The organism is Rhodanobacter sp. UC4443_H10, from assembly GCF_052978325.1.
In genome coordinates, this window is sequence record NZ_CM129668.1 from 2,875,057 (window position 1) to 2,894,787 (window position 19,731).

16 protein-coding genes are annotated in these 19,731 nt (G+C 70.9%); 10 read left to right on the forward strand and 6 right to left on the reverse strand.

All coding sequences use genetic code 11. The annotated features are described in order from the left end of the window. Positions 1-52 precede the first annotated feature (52 nt). Genes ACVCMB_RS13050 through ACVCMB_RS13065 form a run of 4 tightly spaced genes read left to right on the forward strand, consistent with a single transcriptional unit; the run spans position 53 to position 6,630 of the window. Complete coding sequence (locus tag ACVCMB_RS13050) at positions 53-1,441, forward strand: TolC family protein (protein WP_447105327.1); 1,389 nt, start codon at positions 53-55, stop codon at positions 1,439-1,441. Then, entirely contained in the window at positions 1,438-2,505 is a 1,068-nt protein-coding gene (locus ACVCMB_RS13055) for an efflux RND transporter periplasmic adaptor subunit (protein WP_447105328.1), read from the forward strand. Before ACVCMB_RS13050 ends, ACVCMB_RS13055 begins: the two co-directional genes overlap by 4 nt. Then, positions 2,502-5,561: an efflux RND transporter permease subunit gene (locus tag ACVCMB_RS13060; protein ID WP_447105329.1), complete on the forward strand. Its 3,060-nt coding sequence runs from the start codon at positions 2,502-2,504 to the stop codon at positions 5,559-5,561. The genes ACVCMB_RS13055 and ACVCMB_RS13060 overlap by 4 nt, the downstream gene beginning before the upstream one ends. A gap of 37 nt (positions 5,562-5,598) precedes the next feature. Then, entirely contained in the window at positions 5,599-6,630 is a 1,032-nt protein-coding gene (locus tag ACVCMB_RS13065; RefSeq protein ID WP_447107173.1) for a YncE family protein, read from the forward strand. Between the two features lie 76 nt (positions 6,631-6,706). On the opposite strand, the gene ACVCMB_RS13070 is transcribed toward ACVCMB_RS13065, so the two are convergent. From ACVCMB_RS13070 to ACVCMB_RS13095, 6 genes are all read right to left on the reverse strand, one after another. Beyond that, the gene (locus ACVCMB_RS13070; RefSeq protein ID WP_447105330.1) at positions 6,707-7,846 is read right to left on the reverse strand and encodes a glycosyltransferase family 4 protein; all 1,140 of its coding nucleotides are present in this window, start codon (positions 7,844-7,846) and stop codon (positions 6,707-6,709) included. Further along, entirely contained in the window at positions 7,843-8,589 is a 747-nt protein-coding gene (locus ACVCMB_RS13075; RefSeq protein ID WP_447105331.1) for a polysaccharide deacetylase family protein, read from the reverse strand. The genes ACVCMB_RS13070 and ACVCMB_RS13075 overlap by 4 nt, the downstream gene beginning before the upstream one ends. 140 nt (positions 8,590-8,729) lie before the next feature. Continuing rightward, complete coding sequence (locus ACVCMB_RS13080) at positions 8,730-10,124, reverse strand: ATP-binding protein (RefSeq protein ID WP_447105332.1); 1,395 nt, start codon at positions 10,122-10,124, stop codon at positions 8,730-8,732. Next, positions 10,121-10,786, reverse strand: coding sequence for a response regulator (locus ACVCMB_RS13085; protein ID WP_447101189.1), 666 nt, complete (start codon positions 10,784-10,786; stop codon positions 10,121-10,123). Before ACVCMB_RS13085 ends, ACVCMB_RS13080 begins: the two co-directional genes overlap by 4 nt. 137 nt (positions 10,787-10,923) lie before the next feature. Then, entirely contained in the window at positions 10,924-12,477 is a 1,554-nt protein-coding gene (locus tag ACVCMB_RS13090; protein ID WP_447105333.1) for an EAL domain-containing protein, read from the reverse strand. A gap of 101 nt (positions 12,478-12,578) precedes the next feature. Then, positions 12,579-13,421, reverse strand: a complete 843-nt coding sequence (locus tag ACVCMB_RS13095) for a hypothetical protein (protein WP_447105334.1) — start codon at positions 13,419-13,421, stop codon at positions 12,579-12,581. Positions 13,422-13,753: 332 nt separating this feature from the next. On the opposite strand from ACVCMB_RS13095, the gene ACVCMB_RS13100 reads away from it, so the two are divergent. The 6 genes from ACVCMB_RS13100 to mnhG are packed head-to-tail and all read left to right on the forward strand — an operon-like array spanning position 13,754 to position 19,700. Further along, positions 13,754-16,654 (forward strand): monovalent cation/H+ antiporter subunit A, encoded by a 2,901-nt coding sequence (locus ACVCMB_RS13100; protein ID WP_447105335.1) that lies wholly within the window; start codon positions 13,754-13,756, stop codon positions 16,652-16,654. Continuing rightward, the gene (locus ACVCMB_RS13105) at positions 16,654-16,995 is read left to right on the forward strand and encodes a Na+/H+ antiporter subunit C (protein WP_395120953.1); all 342 of its coding nucleotides are present in this window, start codon (positions 16,654-16,656) and stop codon (positions 16,993-16,995) included. Before ACVCMB_RS13100 ends, ACVCMB_RS13105 begins: the two co-directional genes overlap by 1 nt. Continuing rightward, positions 16,992-18,587, forward strand: coding sequence for a monovalent cation/H+ antiporter subunit D (locus ACVCMB_RS13110; RefSeq protein WP_447105336.1), 1,596 nt, complete (start codon positions 16,992-16,994; stop codon positions 18,585-18,587). The genes ACVCMB_RS13105 and ACVCMB_RS13110 overlap by 4 nt, the downstream gene beginning before the upstream one ends. Next, positions 18,584-19,072 (forward strand): Na+/H+ antiporter subunit E, encoded by a 489-nt coding sequence (locus ACVCMB_RS13115; RefSeq protein WP_447105337.1) that lies wholly within the window; start codon positions 18,584-18,586, stop codon positions 19,070-19,072. The genes ACVCMB_RS13110 and ACVCMB_RS13115 overlap by 4 nt, the downstream gene beginning before the upstream one ends. Next, positions 19,069-19,350 carry a K+/H+ antiporter subunit F gene (locus tag ACVCMB_RS13120; RefSeq protein WP_395120956.1) on the forward strand — a complete coding sequence of 94 codons (282 nt, stop codon included), beginning with the start codon at positions 19,069-19,071 and terminating at the stop codon, positions 19,348-19,350. Before ACVCMB_RS13115 ends, ACVCMB_RS13120 begins: the two co-directional genes overlap by 4 nt. Further along, positions 19,347-19,700: a monovalent cation/H(+) antiporter subunit G gene (mnhG, locus tag ACVCMB_RS13125; protein WP_447105338.1), complete on the forward strand. Its 354-nt coding sequence runs from the start codon at positions 19,347-19,349 to the stop codon at positions 19,698-19,700. The genes ACVCMB_RS13120 and mnhG overlap by 4 nt, the downstream gene beginning before the upstream one ends. Positions 19,701-19,731 lie beyond the last annotated feature (31 nt).

Sequence of the window (19,731 nt, forward strand, 5' to 3'; positions counted from 1 at the left end):
TGCGCCCCGGCTTCACATCAACGCACCGACTGTGCGCGCCATGGTGTTGCCCGTGATCGGGCGCGCCGGCGGCAGAGGGATCGGCCTGCTGCTGGCCACCCTGCTGGGCGTGGCCGGCTGCGCCACGTATGCGGATCGGCCGCTGGACGAAGGTCGCGGCGCGGCCAGCGTGGCGGAACTCGTCGCGCCGATTGCGTCGATGCCGTCGCCGCTGCCGGCGACGCATCGGTTCGATCCCTCGGATGGCCTGGACGTCACCGAGGTGGCGATGCTGGCGGTGGCCAACAGTCCGCAGCTGCGCGTCAGGCGCGACGAACTGGGCATCGCCCGCGCGCAGGCGTTTGCCGCCGGCCTGCTGCCCGACCCGCAGCTGGCGTTGTCGGCCGATTTTCCGCACCCGCGCGCCAGTGGCCTGACCACGGGCTACAGCCTGGGCCTCGGCGAGGACATCGGCGCGCTGCTGACGCGCTCCTCGCGCAAGGCCGCGGCACGCGAGCAGGTCCGCCAGGTGAACCTCGACCTGTTGTGGGCCGAATGGCAGACGGTGGCGCAGGCGCGACTGCTGTTCGACCAGCTGCACGACCTGCGCGCCCAGCGCGCGCTGCTCGAACGCGAACAGCCGGCGCTGGCCGAGGTGGCCGGCGACATCCGCGCCGCGCTGCGCGCCGGCGACCTCAGCTACGACAGCGCCAGTGCCGGCTTGAACGCGCAGGCCGAGCTGCGCAAGCGGCTGGCCGACAACGCGGTCGCGCTGCACCAGGCCGACGCCGACCTGCACCTGCTGCTCGGGCTGGCGCCGGACGCGCCGCTGCCGCTGGTCGGCGCGCCCTACCGCGCCGCGCCGACGGCGGCCGAACGGGATGCCGCGCTCGACGCGCTGCCGCGGCGGCGCCCCGACCTGCTGGCGCTGCAGGCCGGCTACGCCTCGCAGCAGGAAAAACTGCGCGCGGCGATCCTGGCCCAGTTCCCCGCGCTGAACATCGGCTTCAACACCGCGCGCGATACCAGCAACGTGCACACGCGCGGCTTCAGCATCGGCATCACGCTGCCGCTGTTCGACCGCAACCGCGGCAACATCGCGATCGAGCGCGCCACGCGCGCACAACTGCACGACGACTACACCGCGCGCGTGCTGACCACGCGCAGCGACATCCGGCGCATCGACGCCGACCTCGCCACGCTGGACACCCGGGTCGACCAGCTGCAGGCGCACGCGCACGAACTGGACCAGGCGCGCGACGCCGCCGACCGGGCGTGGCGCGCCGGCGCGCTGGACTGGCCGACCTGGCTCGCGATCCGCAGCAACGCGCTGGCCGCCGAGCTCGACCTGCTGGCGACGCGACAGGAACGCGCGCGGCAGTCGATCGCGCTGGAAACCCTGCTCGGCCGCAGCGACCTGGCCGCGCCCGACCCCTCCACTGCCAAGGCCGCCAACCGATGACGCGCTCCCTGCTCCTGCCCGCTGCCTGTGCGCTGCTGCTCGGCACGCTGCTGGCGGCCTGCGGCCATGCCGCACCGGACGACGACGAGGCCGCCGCGCCACCCGGCCAGGTCGCGGTGACCACCGCCACGCCGACGCGGCAGACCTTCCACGACACGGTGGAGGCGTGGGGCAGCGTCGCCGGCGATCCGCAGCGCGCGCGCGCGATCAGCCTCGGCCACGGCGGCCAGGTCAGTGCGCTGCAGGTGGCCGCGGGGCAAACCGTGAAGCGCGGGCAGGCACTGCTGACGATCACCCCCGACCCCGCCGCGCACAGCACCTGGCTGCAGGCGCAGACCGCGCTGACCCTGGCCCGCGGCGAGCTGCAGCGCAGCGAACGGCTGGCCGCGCAGCGGCTGGCCACGCAGTCGCAGCTGGCCGCCGCGCGCAAGGCGCTGGCCGATGCGCAGGCAGCATTCGACGCGCAGCGGGCGCTCGGCGGCGGCGCGGCAAGCGAGACCGTCGCCGCGCCGGCCGACGGCGTGGTCACCGCGCTGCAGGTTGGCCTGGGCGAGCGCGTGGCGGCGAACGCGCCGCTGCTCAGCTTCGCGCCCAGCCGCGCGCTGCTCGGCGTGTTCGGCGTGCAGCCGCAGGATGGCGCCCGGCTGCACCCCGGCATGGCGGTGCAGGTGCGCCCGGTGTACGGCGCGGCGGATGCCTTCGTCGGCACGTTGCGCATGGTCGGCCAGTCGGTCGACGCGCAGACCCACCTGCTCGGCGCGCAGGTCGAGCTGCCGGCCGGCGCCAGCGCCAGCCTCGTCATCGGCGCCGCGCTGGAGGCGCAGATCCGCACCGACGATTTCCGGGCCTGGGCGGTGCCGCGCGACGCCGTGCTGCACGACGCGCAAGGCGATTACCTGTTCCAGGTCGAACGCGGCCACGCCAGGCGCATCGCGGTGAAACTGCGCAGTCCCGACGGCGATACCGTCGGCGTCGAGGGGCCGCTGGACGCACACGCGCCGGTGGTGGTGCTGGGCGTCTACGAGCTGCATGACGGCGACGCGGTGCGGGAGTCGGCACGGTGAGCATGAGCGCATGGATGCAGCGGCATCGTCGTTCGCTGCTGTTCCTGGCGCTGATGCTGGCGCTCGGCGGCGTCGCCAGCGCGTTCCTGATGCCGGTGGCGCTGTTCCCCAACGTGGCCTTTCCGCGGGTGCAGCTGACCCTGGACGCGGGCGATCGCCCGGCCGACCAGATGGCGATCGAGGTGACCACGCCGGTCGAGGAGGCCGTGCGGCGCGTGCGCGGCGTGCGCGAGGTGCGCTCCACCACCAGCCGCGGCAGCGCGGACATCGCGATCAGTTTCGACTGGGGCGCGGACATGGCCGCCGCGCTGCAGGAGGTCAACGGCGCCGCCGGGCAGGTGTTGGCGCAGCTGCCGCCCGGCACGCGGCTGTCGAGCCGGCGGATGGACCCGACCACCTTCCCGGTGCTGGCCTACAGCCTGCGCTCGCATACCGTGTCGCCCGCCGCGCTGCACGACCTGGCCGAATACCAGTTGCGCCCGCTGCTCAGCGGCATCGACGGCGTCGCCCACGTCGACGTGCAGGGCGGCGAGGTGGCCGAGTTCCACGTCGACGTCGACCCGGGCAAGTTGCGCGCGCTGGACCTGAGCATGGCCGAAGTCGCCACGGCGGTGGCCGACGCCGCCACCATCCAGGCGATGGGCCGCGTCGCCGACCACTACAAGCTCTACCTGCTGCTGGCCGACAACCAGCCGCGCAGCGTGGCAGCGCTGGCCGGTATCGTGCTGCGCGCTGGCCCGCGCGGCGTGGTGCGGCTGGGCGACGTGGCACGCGTCGGCATCGGCCACGTGCCGCAATGGATCAAGGTCAATGCCGACGGCCAGGACGCGGTGCTGCTGCAGGTCTTCCAGCAACCGGCCGGCAACAGCGTGCAGATCGCCGCGGCGGTGAAGCAGCGCCTGGCCGACTTCGCGCCGCAGATGCCGGCCGGCGTCAAGGTGGCCAACTGGTACGACCAGACCCAGCTGGTCACCGGCGCGGCCGGCAGCGTGCGCGACGCGATCCTGGTCGGCATCGTGCTGGCCGGGCTGGTGCTGTTCGGCTTCCTGCGCAACACGCGGGTGATCCTGATCGCGCTGATCGTGGTGCCCGCGGTGCTGGCGATCACCGTGCTGCTGCTGCGCGTGCTCGGCATGAGCTTCAACATGATGACGCTCGGCGGCATGGCCGCGGCGGTCGGGCTGATCATCGACGACGTGGTCGTGATGCTCGAACACATCATGCGCCGGCTCCATCAGGGCGACGGCGAGCTGCATCGGCGCATCGCCGGCGCGGCGGCGGAGTTCACCCGTCCGCTCGCCGGCTCCAGCGCCGCGACGGTGGTCATCTTCCTGCCGCTGGCGTTCCTCTCCGGCGTCACCGGTGCGTTCTTCAAGGCGCTGTCGCTGACCATGGCCAGCGCACTGGTGATCTCCTGGCTGTTGACCTGGGTCGCGGTGCCGCTGCTGGCCGAACGCCTGCTCGATCGCCGCCACCTCGTCGAACCTGCGCCGTCGCGTTTCACCACGCGGATGATGGACGGCTATCACCGCGTGCTGGCGCGCTGGCTCGCGCGACCCGTGCTGGTGCTGTGGCTGGTCGTGCCGCTGCTGCTGGCCGGCGGCTTCGCCTATGCCCGCGTCGGCACCGGCTTCATGCCGAGGATGGACGAGGGCGGCTTCATCCTCGATTACCTGTCCCGGCCCGGCACCTCGCTGCAGGAAACCAACCGCCTGCTCAACCAGGTCGAGGCGATCATCCGCGCCAACCCCTACGTGGACACCTATTCGCGACGCACCGGCCTGCAGCTGGGCGGCGGCCTCACCGAGGCGAACCAGGGTGACTTCTTCGTGCGCCTGAAGAACGGTTCGCGACCTTCGACCGAAGAGGTGATGGCGCAGGTGCGCACGGCGGTCGAGGCGCGGGTGCCGGGGCTGGACATCGACCTGGCGCAATTGATGGAGGATCTGATCGGCGACCTGGTGGCGGTGCCGCAGCCGATCGAGGTGCAGCTCTACGGCGACGACGAGAAGCAACTGGACGCCACCGCCGCGAAAGTCGCCGCGGCGATCGGCAAGATCCCCGGTGTGGTCGGCGTGCTCGACGGCATCAACCCCGCCGGCGATGCACTGACGGTGCAGGTCGATCCGGCCAGGGCCGCGCTGCAGGGGCTGGACCCGGTCGCGGTCACCGACCAGGTGGCGGCGGCCATCGACGGCACGGTCGCCGCGCAGTTTCCGCTGGACGGCAAGGTGGTCGGCGTGCGCGTGCGCCTGCCCGAAGGCGCGCACCAGCGGCTCGACCAGGTGGCGGCGCTGCCGATCCGCGCCGCGGACGGCCATCTGTTTCCGCTGTCGCAGGTGGCCACGCTGCGCCAGGTGCAGGGCCAGCCCGAGATCACCCGCAACAACCTCAAGCGCATGGTGGCGGTGACCGGCCGCATCAGCGGCCGCAGTCTCGGCGCCGCCATCGCCGACGTGAAGCAGGTGCTGGCCCGCCCGGGGCTGTTGCCCAAGGGCATGTTCCACCAGCTCGGCGGCGTCTACCAGCAGCAGCAGGCGGCATTCCGCGGGCTCACCATCGTGCTGCTGGCGGCGATCGCGCTGGTGTTCACCCTGCTGCTGTTCCTGTACGAGAGTTTCCGCGTGGCGCTGGCGATCCTGGCGATGCCGCTGCTGGCGCTGCCCGGCGTGTTCATCGGGCTGTGGCTGACCGGCATCGAACTGAACATCTCCTCGATGATGGGCATGACGATGATCGTGGGCATCGTCACCGAGGTGGCGATCTTCTACTTCTCCGAGTTCGATGACGCGCAGCGTCGCCTCGCGCTGCACGACGCCCTGCACGACGCCGGCACGCACCGCACCCGGCCGATCCTGATGTCGACCCTCGCCGCGATCCTGACCCTGTTGCCGCTGGCGCTGGCGCTCGGCCAGGGCTCGCAGATGCAGCAGCCGCTGGCGGTGGCGATCATCGCCGGCATGCTGCTGCAGCTGCCGCTGGTGCTGCTGGTGATGCCGGTGCTGTACGCGCTGCTGCGCCGTCGCGACACGCCGCGTGCCGCGCCCGCCGAATGATGTTCTCCGCCCCCACGCCAAGGTGACCGCCATGCAAATACCCAGGCTGCTCCGCTCCCTCGCGCCGGCCGCGCTGGCCTTGCTGCTCGTGCCCGCGGCGAGCCATGCCGCAGCGCCCGCCCCGGCGCCGCGATTGCTGTCGAGCCTGCGGCTGGGCGGCACGGGCGGCTGGGATTACCTCAGCTTCGACGCCGCGCGGCGGCACCTGTTCGTCAGTCGCGGCGACCGCGTGCTGGTGATCGACGTCGACCGCGGCAAGCAGATCGGCACGCTTGCCGACACACCCGGCGTGCACGGCATCGCGATTGCCGCGGATCTGCAGCGCGGCTTCACCAGCAACGGCCGCGGCGCCTCGGTGACCGCGTTCGACCTGCGCACGTTCGAGCCGGTGGCCACCATCACCGGCACCGGCGAGAACCCCGACGCCATCGTCTACGACGCCCCCTCGCAGCACGTGCTGACCTTCAATGGCAGGAGCCATTCGGCCAGCGTGATCGACCCGGCCAGGGACGCGGTGATCGCCACCATCGCGCTGCCCGGCAAGCCGGAGTTCGCGGTGTCCGATGGCGCCGGCCACATCTACGACAACATCGAGGACAAGTCCGAGCTGGTGGAGATCGACACCGCCGCCAATACGGTGCTGCACGTCTGGCCGCTGGCGCCGTGCGAGTCGCCCAGCGGGCTGGCCATCGACGTCGCGCACCATCGGCTGTTCTCGGTCTGCGACAACCGCCTGATGGTCGTCACCGATGCGCGCGACGGCCACCAGGTCGCCCGCGTGCCGATCGGCGACGGCCCGGATGGAGTGGTGTTCGACGCTGCGCAGTCGATGATCTACAGCGCCAACGGCGGCAGCGGCACGATCACCGCGATCCATCAGGACGACGCCGACCACTATCGCGTCCGTGCCACCCTTGCGACCCAGGTCAGCGCGCGCACGCTGACGCTGGACCCGAAGCTGCACCGGCTCTATCTCTCCGCCGCGCGTTTCGGCAGCGCGCGGCAGCCGGATGGCCGGCACACGATCGTGCCGGGAAGCTTCGCCATCCTGACGGTGGGGCAGCCCTGAGGCGCGACTGGATTGCCCGCGTCGCCAGGCGAGCGGCCGCGGCACGCGCAGTCGCCGGAGCCGCGGCGAAACCCGCTCAGCCCGGCAGCTGCCGCTTGCGGCGGTGCCGGAAGAAGCCTCCCGCGCGGGTGGCCGGGACGGCGCTGGTGGTCAGCAGGTGCACGAAGCGGGCCGCGATCACGCCGGTGCTGAAGCGCTCGCGCACGAAGGCCTCGGCCGCCACGCCCATCGGCTGCCGGCGCGACGGGTCGCACATCGCCACGATGGCGGCGCGCCAAGCTTCGACGTCGCCGGGCGGCAGCAGCACGCCGGTGACGCCGGGCTGCAACGTTTCCGGAATGCCGCCGATGTCGCTGGCCAGCACCGGCAGGCCGGCGGCCTGCGCCTCCACCGAGACGCGCCCGAAGGTTTCCGGGGCGATGGACGGAAAGGCCAGCATCGACATGGCGCTGTAGTACGGGTGGATGTCGTTGACCCAGCCAGGGAAATGGTGGCGGTTGCCCAGCGGATGCGCGGCGGCGCGCTCGCGCAGCGCCTGCGCATCCGGGCCGTCGCCCAGCCACAGGCAATGCAGTCGCGGCTGCTGCGCCATCGCCGCGGTGGCGGCGTCGAACAGGGTGAAGATGCCCTTGCCCCGCTGCATCCGGCCGCAATAGCCGAGCACGACCGGGGCGCCGAAGATATCCAGGCTGCGCAGGATCGCACTGCGCTGCACCTGGTCGTGCCGGCACAGCGCCATGTTCACCGGGTTGTACAGCACCTGCACCAGGCCGGGCGGCACGCCGCGTTGGAGATAGGCGCGGCGCGCGTGGCGCGACACGGCGAAGAAGCGGTGCGCCAGCCGCGGCAGCAGCCAGGCCGAGACGCGCTTCATCGGTGGCACCCGGTGGCGGAACAGCACGACCGGGATGCGCAGCAGCCGGCCGATCACGATCAGCGGCCAGTATTCCTTGCCGAAGTTGCCGACCAGCCAGTGCGGCCGCAGCTGCCGCGCCGCGCCCAGCACCGCGGCGAAGCCGCGCAGGTCCAGCGCATTGCGGAACGTGGCGCGGTGCAGTTGCACGGCGGTGTCGGCAAGCTGCTGTTCGATCAGTCCGTCGGCGGCCGTGACCACGCCGACCTCGTGGCCGGCCTCGGCCAGCGCCTGCGCCAGCGCGACGAAATGGGTGGCCGCGCCGGTGTGCTCCGGGTTGGTGCCGACCAGCAGGAATTTCATGGGCGGCGATCCTCGTAGCGGGTCAGCACGCGCGCCGCGAACTGCGGCAGCAGGTGGTGCCGCGCCACCTGTATCCGCGGCAGTCGCCACAGGTCGGCGCCGGCCACGGCGCGCCCGCGGCGCGTGGTGGTGGCCGCCGCGTAGCCGGCTTCGCGGGCCACCGCGACCACGCGCTCGTCGAGGTCGCCGTAGGGGTAGCAGAACTGGGTCACCGCGCAGCCGAGGCGATCCTCCAGGTCGGCCTTGCAGCCGTGGATCTCGCCGTGCAGGACGGCGTCCGTACATTGGCTGAGCCGCGGATGGCTGCGCGTGTGCGCGCCGATCTCCATGCCGGCGTCGTTCCAGCGGCGCATGTCCGCGGCGGACATCAGCGGCTTGCGGATGCCGAGCCGTTCGGCGTCCCACGTGTTGAAGCGGCCGATGCTGCCGCTGACCATGTAGATCGTGGCGCTGAAGCCGAACGACTGCAGCACCGGCAGCGCCGCGTCGAGGTTGTCGACGTAGCCGTCGTCCAGCGTGATGGCGACGACCCGTCCGCGGCGTTCGCCGCGCAGGTACGGCAATGCCGCCGACATCGACAGGCCGGCGTATCCCAGCTGCTGAAGCAGCCACATCTGCCGCGCGAATCTGGCCGGGCTGACATACAGGCTGCGGTAGCTGCGCAAGCCTGCGGGGGTTGCCGCGATGTTGTGATACATGAGCACGGGCACGATCTGGCCGCCCGCCTTTCCCGCCTTGTCCATGCCTGTTCCGCCGCACCCGGGTTTGCCCGCCACCGGCACGCATCGGCCGGGGTCATCGGCCGGCATTCTCCGGGCGGCCGGCTTTCAGCCGGCTTACGGAGGCGCAGGCTGGCGTTTCAGTGTCGTGACGGGCGCTTCGCTCAGTCGTTGCGCGGGATGCTCACGTGCACGCGCAGGCCGTGGCCGAACGGTGAATCGAGCAGCTCGATGCTGGCGCCGTGCAGCTCGGCGGCGCGCTGCACGATCGACAGGCCGAGGCCGTAGCCTTCGCCGCGGCTGCTCGATTCGCGGTGGAAGCGGGCGAACACGGCGGCGCGCCGTTCGGGCGGGATGCCGGGGCCGTCGTCGGCCACGTCGATGGTGGTGGTGACCACGCCCTGCGCAATCGACAACTGCACCTGGCCGCCGGCCGGCACGTGGCGCATGGCGTTCTCGATCAGGTTGCGCAGCAGCGCGGCCAGCGCGGCCTCGTGGCCTTGCACCTGCAGCGGGTGGTCGTCGTGGCTGAAGCCCAGCTCGGCGCCGCTTTCGGCGATCACCGGAGCCAGCTCCTCGATCACGTCGCTGGCCACGCGCACCAGGTCGACCGGCTGGCGCTGCTCCAGCGCGGTGCCGGATTCCAGCCGCGCCAGCGCCAGCAACTGCTCGACGCGCCGCGCCAGCGCGGCCACGTTGTGGCGCGCGCCGGCCAGGCTGGCCTCCGCTTCGGCGGGATCGCGGGTGGCCATCGCGCTCTCGATGTTGAGCATGATCGAGGCCAGCGGCGTGCGCAGCTCGTGCGCCACGTCGGCGCTGAAGCGATGCTCGCGCTCCAGTGCATCGGCGAGGCGCTGCAGTTGCCCGTTCAACGCGTCGAGCACGGGCTGCAGTTCCAGCGGCGCCCGCTCCAGCACGATCGCCTCGCGGCTGCCCAGCTTGCGCGAGGCCAGTGCGCCGGTCAGCGACTGCAGCGGGCGCAGGCCGCGCCGTACCGCCCAGCCGACCAGCAGGCCGAGCAGCGGCAGGCCGATCAGCAGCGGCAGGGCATGGTCGAACCACAGCGCGCGCAGGATGTCGTGGCGGCTGTCATAGCGCTCGCCGGTGCGGATCACCAGGCCATCGCGCGGGTCGGACAGGGTGAACAGGCGCCAGCGGTAGCCGTCGGCGCGGATGTCGCGGTATTCGCCGTCGCCGGCTTGCGGCGCGGGCAGCGCGGCGAGGTTGGTGGTGGCCATCACCAGGCGGCCGGCGCGGTCGAATACCTGGAAGCCGACCTCGGACTCGAACGTGTGGCCGCGCCGGCGCATGGCCTGCACCGCGGGCGCCTCGATCGGCACCAACTGGCCATGCCGGCCGTGGCCGCGCAACACCTCGGGGCCTTCCTGGCCGAGGATCACTTGCAGCGTGCGGGCCGACTGCGCCAGCCGGCCGTCGGACAACTCGTTCACCTCCTGCATGGTGCGCCGGAAGCTGAGCACCGCCAGCGGCAGCAGCACCGCCAGCATCACGCCGATGATCAGCCAGCGCAGCCGGCCGCGCAGGCTGGGCTGGCTCATTCGGGCTCCCGCGGGATCATGTAGCCGAAGCCGCGCACGGTGCGCACGGTGTCGTAGCCGAGTTTCTTGCGCAGCGTATGCACCAGCACCTCCAGCGCGTTGTCGCCGACCACGGTGTCCAGACCATACAGCGAGTTCACCAGGCTTTCGCGGCGCACCAGCTTGCCGGCGCGTTCCAGCAGGATCTGCAGCAGGGCGAACTCGCGCCGGGTCAGTTCGATCGCCTCGCCGCGGCAGGTCACCTGCGAGGTGCCCAGGTCCAGCGCCAGCGCGCCGACCTCGATGCGGTTGACCGCCAGGCCCTGCGCGCGCCGGCTCAGCGAGCGGATGCGCGCGCACAGCTCGTCGAGGTGGAACGGCTTGATCAGGTAATCGTCGGCGCCGGCATCGAGTCCGTGCACGCGCGCCTGCAGGCCATCGCGCGCGGTCATCACGATCACCGGCGTGGTGACGTGGCTGCGGCGCGCCTCGACCAGCACGTCGAGGCCGTCCTTGCCGGGCAGGCCGAGGTCGAGCAGCACCAGGTCGGCGGTTTCGTCGCGCAGCGCGATGAGCGCCTCGCGGCCGTCGCGCAGCCAGCTCACCGTATAGGCGAGGCGTTCCAGCGCGCGCTGGATCGCGGCGCCGAGCTGGGCGTCGTCCTCGACCAGGATGATGTGCACGAACAGGCTCCGGTGTGGCGGCGGCCCGGCGGATTATCCGTGTGCCGGCTTAAGAAGTGCTTATGGCGCAGTCGACACGTCAAGAGCCGGTGGCTGCGCGGTCCGCGCGGAGGCGCTCGACCGGGTGCCGCCGGCAATCAGTCGGGCCCGGCCGGGCGCAACAGCTCGTCCAGCGGCTGCGCCTTGCCGAACAGCCAGCCCTGGGCAAACGCCACGCCGTGCTGACGCAGGAACTCGGCCTGGGCGTGGGTCTCCACCCCTTCGCTGATCAGCGTGAGCTTGAGCGAGCGCGCCATCGCGATGATGTGCAGCACCACTTCGCTGGTGACCGACCCGGTGCCGATGGCGTCGACGAAGATCTTGTCGATCTTCAGGCAATCGGCGCGCAGCTGGGTCAATTGCGACAGGCCGGAAAAGCCGGTGCCGAAGTCGTCGATCGCCACCCGGATGCCCAGCGCATGGATGCGCGCGATCGTGCGGTTGGCGCTGGCCGGGTCGACGAAGGAGCTCTCGGTCACCTCCACCACGATGTTGTGCACGCCGATGCCGGGCGTGGTCAGCAGGCGCTGCAGGTGCTCGACGACTGCGCCGGACAGCAGGTCGCTCGGCGCCAGGTTGACGCTGATGTAGCAGCCCGGATATCGGCTGAAGAAGCGTGGCCCGTCGATGGCGACGCGGGCGAGCACGTATTCGGTGAAGCGGGCGGTCAGTCCGCAGTCGGCCGCGGCCTGCACGAACAGCGCCGGGCGCATGCCGATCTGCTTGTTGGCTGGCCAGCGCAAGAGTGCCTCGGCCCCGGCTATCGTGTTGGAGGCCAGCTCGACGATCGGCTGGTAGTACAGCACGAACTCCTGCCGGTTCAGCGCCGCCCGCAGCAACGCGGGCAGCGACGCACGCTGGCGCGCGAACATGACGATCGCGCCGACCAACGCCGCGCCCAGTGCCAGCCCGACGGGAAGCAGCAACAGGGCGAGCTCGCGCAGGCGGGAGCTCAGGTAGGCACGCGGAATTGCCGCGTAGGCGCCCACGTCGAAGCGCTCCGATCCCTGGATCGCCACCAGGTAGCCGCCGTCGTAGAAGATCGCGCGGGCAGCCTTGCCGTGCTGCTCCAGCCATGCCGGGTCGAAGTGGCCGTCACGGGCCCAGACCTTGCCGGCGCTGCGCCCGAACACGCCCTGCGCAAGGCCCGGCACGGAAGGCGTTTCGACCAGCAGGTTGTCCGGGTGAACCGCCGTGGCGTAATGGTCGCCGCTGAGCACCACGAACGGACGGCTGCCGTCGATGGAGACCCCGAAGTGCACCCGCGTGCCCTTCGGGCTCACGTACGCCGGTGGCCCCATCTGCAGGCCGTCGGCCTGCGGGCCGATGGCCGAGCAGGTGATGCGATCGCCGGAGACGTAGCCGGCCGCCTGCACATAGTCGTAATCCAGCAGAATCCGGCGCAGCTGCGCGCGTTTGGCCTCGGAGCACGTGCCGGAGGGATTCAACTCGGTCAACCGCTGATAGGCGGCCGCGGACTGTTCGCCCACCGCTTCCGTGCGATGGATGATGGCGCTGGCGATGTTCGATGCCTGGGCGCCGGCTTCCTCCATCGACTGGTGGCGGGCGATCAGCAGTGCCGCCACCAGCGGCAGGACGATGGCCACGGTGCACAGCGTCAGCGCGATGGTGGTGGCAAACCGCCTTGGCATCGTTTCCCCTTGCCGCGCCCGTGTCCGGACGGCTCGTCGGAGCCTCGATGATGCACCAACGCTGCCGGCGTGCCTATCCGCTCATGCGCCGGCGGCACGCCTCAGAAGCGCAGGTGGACGAACAGCGAGGGGCCGTCCAGTTTCATGTCGAGGTTGGCGTGGTAGGCGTGCTTGCGCTGGTGCAGCACCACGCGGCTGTAGCCGTATTCGGCGCCGAAGCCAAGGTGTGGCCACGGCAGCCATTCCACGCCCAGCGCGGCGTTCACGATGTGGCCGCTGAGCCGGCCGCCGTTCTTCTTCACCCCGGCGGCGTCGGCATACATGCGCCACTGGTCGTTGAACGCATGGCGCCAGCCGAGCTGCAGCATCGGTGCCCAGGCGCCGTCGCTGGTGCCGGAGGAGACCTGCCCGACCGGCTCGCCGTTGACGCTGGCCTCGCCGCTGATGGCGGCATGCACGCGGTAGTAGGCGCCGCCCAGGCCCAGCCCGAACACGTCGTTGCCGTGGCCGAACCACCAGCGCCAGGAGGCGCTGCCGAAATCGAAGTTCAACTTGCCGCGCACCGTGGCGGCGGCCTCGTAATCGTTGCCGGCGTAGCTGATCGAGCGCGCCAGGCTCTGGCTGCGCGAGCGGTTGACGCTGTAGTAGTCGAGCGAGAAACCCTGGCTGTCGCCGACCAGGAAATCCAGTCGCGCGCGCGGCACGCGCTTGCGGTCGTTGAAGCCGAGATCGTTCTCCAGGCTGAAGTTGCCGCCGTACCGGCCGCCCGGATCGCTGGCGCCGATCGTGGTGTCGACGTGCGCGTCGTAGCCGCCCAGCCACAGGCTGACGCGATCGAGTGCAGGCGACTGCTGCGCGCAGGCGAGGCCGCTGCCCAGCGCCAGCGGCAGGAGAGCGGCGAGGCGCAGCGCGCGGCGGGGCCGACGAAGAGGTGGACAGGTCATCGATCATGTCTCCGGATGGGTGCGAGGCAACGCATGCGCGCGGCCATCCCGGGATTCCACGGGTGATGGTACGAACAGGTGGTGTGCAAGCGCCGTGCAGGGCCGTTGCCGCTTGCGCGCGGCGAACGATAGAATCGGGCGAGGAGTCCGGACGGTTCTGGCCGCCACGCTCCCAGCCCAGAGGTGAGTGCATGCGGGTGATCGCGACGATGGCCTGCCATGCCGCGCGCCTGCATGACAGCTGGTTCGAGGCGGTAGCCGTGCGTGATGCACCCGGGCGCCGGTCCGGTGACGGGCGACACCGACGATCTTTCCATCGAACGCAGTGAGCGATGCCCGACAACCTCATCCCAGGCGCCATCCTCTGCCTGCCTTTCGCGGCGGCGGCGGCGACGTGGCTGATGCGCGAGCGCGGGCACAACCGCGCCGCCTGGCTGATGACCGGCGCCGCGCTGCTCGGCCTGGCACTTTCGTTGTGGCTGGCCCCGGCGATCTTCGCCGGCGAGGTACTGCGCCAGACCATCCCGTGGGCACCGTCGCTGGGTCTGGACCTGGTGCTGCGAGTGGACGGCTTCAGCTGGCTGATGCTGCTGCTGATCTGCGGTATCGGCGCGCTGGTGGGCGTGTACGCGCGCTACTACATGTCGCCGGACGATCCGCTGGCGCGCTTCTTCGCGCTGCTGCTGGCGTTCATGGGTTCGATGCTGGGCATCGTGATGTCCGGCAACGTGATCCAGCTGGTGTTCTTCTGGGAGCTGACCAGCCTGTTCTCGTTCCTGCTGATCGGCTACTGGCACCACGGCGCGTCCGCGCGCGACGGCGCGCGGATGGCGCTGATCGTCACCTCCGGCGGCGGCTTCTGCCTGCTCGCCGGCATGCTGCTGCTGGGGCACATCGCGGGCAGCTATGAACTGGACGCGATCCTCGCCGCGGGCGAGGCGGTGCGCGCGCACCCGTGGTACACGCCGACCCTGCTGCTGATCCTGCTCGGCGCGTTCACCAAGAGTGCGCAATTCCCGTTCCACTTCTGGCTGCCGCAGGCGATGTCTGCGCCCACGCCGGCGTCGGCCTACCTGCATTCGGCCACCATGGTGAAGGCTGGCGTGTTCCTGCTGGTGCGCTTCTGGCCGGTGCTGGGCGGCACCGACCAGTGGTACTGGATCGTCGGGGGCGTGGGCCTGGTCACGTTGATCCTGGGCGCCTACGCGGCGATGTTCGAGCAGGACCTGAAAGGCGTGCTGGCCTATTCGACGATCAGCCACCTGGGCCTGATCACCATGTTGGTGGGGCTGGGCAGCACGCTGGGCGTGGTGGCGGCGATCTTCCACATCGTCAACCACGCCACCTTCAAGTCCTCGCTGTTCATGGCCGCTGGCGCGGTCGACCACGAGGCCGGCACGCGCGACCTGCGCAGGCTCGGCGGCCTGTACCGGGTGATGCCGGTCACCGCCACGCTGGCGCTGGTGGCCGGCGCGGCGATGGCCGGGGTGCCGTTGTTGAACGGTTTCCTCTCCAAGGAGATGTTTTTCGCCGAGACGCTGGCAGTGCGCCAGGGGCCGCTGCTGGACGCGATCTCGGTGGTGATCGCGGTGGCGGCCAGCGCCTTCGGCGTGACCTATTCGATCCGCTTCGTGCGCGGCGTGTTCTTCGGCCGCATGCCCGCCGACCTGCCGCGCGAGCCGCACGAGCCGCCGCTGTGGATGCGCTTCCCGATCGGCTTCCTCGCGCTGGCCTGCCTGCTGGTGGGCGTGCTGCCGGGGCGGGTGATCGGACCCACCTTGCACGCGGCGGCCGGCGCGGTGCTCGGCGCGGAGATGCCGGCGTACAGCCTGGCGGTGTGGCACGGCCTGACCACGCCGCTGCTGATGAGCGTATTCGCCTTCGCCGCCGGCTGCCTGCTGTTCGCCAGCCTGCGCCGTCGCTTCGATACCATCGAGACGGCGCCGCTGACCAGCCGCTTCAGCGGCAAGCGGCTGTTCGAGCGAGCGCTGGCGCTGTTCGCGGCGGACTGGCCGCAGCGCATCGAGCGGCTCTATCCGAGCCGGCGGCTGCAGTCGCAGTTGCTGTGGATCGTGCTCCTCGCCCTGCTGGCCGCCGCGCTGGCGGCAACCACGGCACCGCTGGATTTTCGCCCGCACTGGTCCAGCATCGATCCGGCGTTCGCGCTGCTGTGGCTGCTCGGCGCGGCCTGCGCGATCGGCGCGGCAACCCAGGCCAAGTTCCATCGCCTCGCCGCGCTGGTGCTCACCGGCGGCGCGGGGCTGGTGTCGTGCGTGAGCTTCGTGTGGCTGTCCGCGCCTGACCTGGCGGCGACCCAGCTGCTGGTGGAGGTGGTCACCACGATCCTGATCCTGCTCGGCCTGCGCTGGCTGCCCAAGCGCATTGCCGGGTTCGCGCCCGAGGGGCGGCGCCAGCGCTTCCGTCGCCGCCGCGACATCGTGATCGCGCTGGCGGTGGGCATCGGCGTGGCCAGCCTGGCCTACGCCGCGATGATGCATCCGGTGGCCGATTCGATCTCGCGCTTCTTCCTCGAACAGGCGTACACCGAGGGCGGCGGCCACAACGTGGTCAACGTGATCCTGGTCGACTTCCGCGGCTTCGACACGCTGGGCGAGATCAGCGTGCTGGCGATCGTGGCGCTGACCGTGTTCGCCTTGCTGCGCCGTTTCCGCCCGGCCGCCGAAAGCATCCACGTACCGGAGCAACAGCGCCAGCAGACCGCGCTGGAGGCGGATGAACCCGGGCGCGCGGCGGACCATTCGCTGACCGACTACCTGATGATCCCCGGCCTGATCATCCAGTTGATGGCGCCGGTGATCCTGCTGTTCGGGCTGCACCTGTTCCTGCGCGGGCACGACCTGCCGGGCGGCGGCTTCGTCGCCGGGATCACCGTGGCGGTGGCGCTGATCCTGCTGTACATGGCGCGCGGCGCGCGCTGGGTGGAGTCGCGCCTGCGCGTGCTGCCGCTGCGCTGGATTGGCGCCGGGCTGCTGCTGGCCTTGTTCACGGGGCTGGGCTCGCTGGTATTTGGACGTCTATTCCTGACCAGCCATTTTCAGTACCTGGCGCTGCCGCTGTTCGGCCGCGTGCCGCTGGCGACGGCGCTGCTGTTCGACCTTGGCGTGTTCGCCACGGTGGTGGGCGCGACCATCCTGATGCTGATCGCGCTGGCGCACCAGTCGCTGCGGCGGCCGCGCCAGGTGTCGGCCGCCGCCGCGGAAGGGGAGGGCTGATGGAACTGGTGCTGGCCGCCGCGATCGGGATTCTCGCTGCCTCCGGCGTGTGGCTGCTGCTGCGTCCGCGCAGCTTCCAGGTGATCATCGGGCTGACCCTGATTTCCTATGCGGTGAACCTCTTCATCTTCTCCATCGGCGGCCTGCGCACCGGCGCCGATCCGGTGCTGCACGAGGTGGCCGGCAACGTCGCGCAGTACACCGACCCGCTGCCGCAGGCGCTGGTGCTCACCGCGATCGTGATCGGTTTCGCCACCACCGCGCTGTTCCTGGTGGTGCTGCTGACCTCGCGCGGGCTGACCGGCAACGATCACGTCGACGGCGAGGACGGCACGCCGTGAGCCAGCACCTGGTCGTCGCGCCGATCCTGCTGCCGCTGCTCATTGCCGCGCTGCAGCTGCTGGTGGGCGAGAAGCGCCGGCGCACGGCGCTGACGCTGAGTATCGCCTCGTGCGTGGCGCTGGTGCTGCTGGCCGCCGCGCTGCTGCTGGAGGTGTCCGCCGATGGCGCGCTGGCGGCGGTCTACCGCATCGGCGACTGGCCGGCGCGCTTCGGCATCGTGCTGGTGGCGGACCGGCTTTCCGCGCTGATGGTGCTGCTCACCAGTGTGCTGGCGCTGGCGTTGCTGCCGTATGCGCTGGGTCGCTGGCAGCATCGCGGCGGCCATTTCCAGCCGCTGCTGCAGTTCCTGCTGATGGGCTTGAACGGCGCCTTCCTCACCGGTGACCTGTTCAATCTTTTCGTGTTCTTCGAAGTGCTGCTGGCGGCGTCCTACGGCCTGGCGCTGCACGGCTCCGGTGCGCGGCGGGTCAGCGCGGGGCTGCATTACATCGCGGTCAACCTGACCGCCTCGATGCTGTTCCTGCTCGGCGTCAGCCTGATCTTCGGCGTCACCGGCACGCTCAACATGGCGGCGCTGGCCGAGCTGATCCCGCACGTGCCGGAGCGCACCCGCGCGCTGCTGCATGCGGGCGCGGCGCTGCTCGGCGTGGCGTTCCTGATCAAGACCGCGATGTGGCCGCTCGGCTTCTGGCTGCCGCGCACCTACGCGGCCGCGGCGCCGGCGGTGGCCGCGATGTTCGCGCTGATGACCAAGCTCGGCATCTACGTGCTGCTGCGCCTCGGCCTGCTGCTGTTCGGCGCTGGCGCCGGGCCCGCCTCGGCGCATTTCGGCAGCGCGTGGATGCTGTGGGGCGGCATGGCCACGCTGGTGGCCGGCACCATCGGCATGCTGGGCGCGCGCGACCTCGGCAAGCTGGCCGGCTACAACGTGGTGGTCTCCGCCGGCACCCTGCTCGGCGCGATCGGCCTGCAGCAGAGCGCGGTGACCGCCGGCGCGCTGGCCTACCTGGTGATCTCCACCCTGGCGATCGCCGCGTTCTTCCTGATTGCCGGCCTGCTCGCCTCCGACGGCGACGACGATACCGACGACACGCTGAGCCTGGAACCGTACGAGCAGCCCGGCGAGACCCCCGCGAACGAAAGCCTGTACGCGCAGGAGGACGAGAGCCGCGTGGTGATCCCGGCGCCGATCGCGATGCTGGGCCTGAGCTTCTCGGCCTGCGCGGTGCTGCTGGCGGGGCTGCCGCCGCTGTCCGGTTTCCTGGCCAAGTTCGCCCTGCTGGCGCCGATGCTCGATGACGCCGGGCGCGGCGCGCAGCTGCTGTTCGCGCTGGTCGTGGCGGCCGGTTTCTGCACCGTGACCGCGCTGTGCCGCGCCGGCATCCAGATCTTCTGGGTCGAGCCGGAGCGGATCTTTCCGAAGGTGCGCCTCACCGAGAGCGTCTCCGTCGCGCTGCTGCTGGGGCTGTGCCTGCTGCTGACGGTCTGGCCCGAGCGGCCGCTGCACTACTTGCGCGACACCGCCGCGCAGCTGCATGCGCCGGGCAACTACATCCACGCCGTGCTGCCGGGCGCCGAGGTCGCACCATGATCCGCCGCTGGCTGCCGCATCCGCTGCTGTCCGCGCTGCTGGCGCTGATCTGGCTGATCTTCAACCAGAGCGTGTCGCCCGGCACCGTGCTGCTCGGCATCGTGCTCGGCATCGTGCTGGGCCGGATGCTCGACCTGCTGGACCCGCCGAAGGCGCGGCTGCGCCACTATCCGTTGCTGCTGCGCCTGTTCGTGCGCGTGGTGCTGGACATCGTGCGCTCCAACCTCGCGGTGGCGCGCATCGTGCTGTTCAACAAGAGCCCGTTGCACTCGGGTTTCGTGGCGATCCCGCTGGAGTTGACCGACCATTACGGCCTGGCCGTGCTGTCGTGCATCATCACCTCCACCCCCGGCACGATCTGGGTCAGCTACGACTCCGACGCCAACATCCTGCTGATCCACGTGCTGGACCTGGTCGACGAGGCCGGCTGGATCGACTCGATCAAGCAGCGCTACGAACGCCCTCTGCTGGAGGTTTTCCAATGAGCCACGAACTGCTCGACGTGTCGATCCGCGCGGCGCAGATCCTGCTGCTGCTGGCGATGGCCTTCTCGCTGATCCGCATGGTGCGCGGCCCGCGCGCGCAGGACCGCGTGGTGGCGCTGGACGCCCTGTACGTCAACGCGATGATCCTGCTGCTGACCATCGGCATCCGCAGCGGCAGCATGCTCTACGTCGAGGCCGGCCTGATCATCGCCCTGCTCGGCTTCGCCAGCACGGTGGCGCTGTCGAAATTCCTGATGCGCGGGCAGGTGATCGAATGAGCCACCTCGACGCCCTGCCGCCATGGGCAGCCATCGCCGTCGCTGTGCTGATGCTGCTCGGCGCGCTGTTCGCCTTCGTCGGCTCGCTCGGGTTGCTGCGCCTGAAGAACTTCTACCAGCGCGTGCACGCACCCACGCTGGGCACCACACTGGGCACGTTCTTCATGCTGGCCGCCTCGATCACCTGCTTCTCGGTGCTGCACGGCCGGCCGATCTTCAACGAGGTGCTGATCGGCGTGTTCCTCACCCTGACCACCCCGATCACCCTGATGCTGCTGGTGCGCGCCGCGCTGTACCGCGACCGCGAGGAAGGCTCGCTGGACGTGCCGCAGCTGACGCTGAAGGACTGACGCGCGGAGCCGCTGCAACCGCAGCGACCCC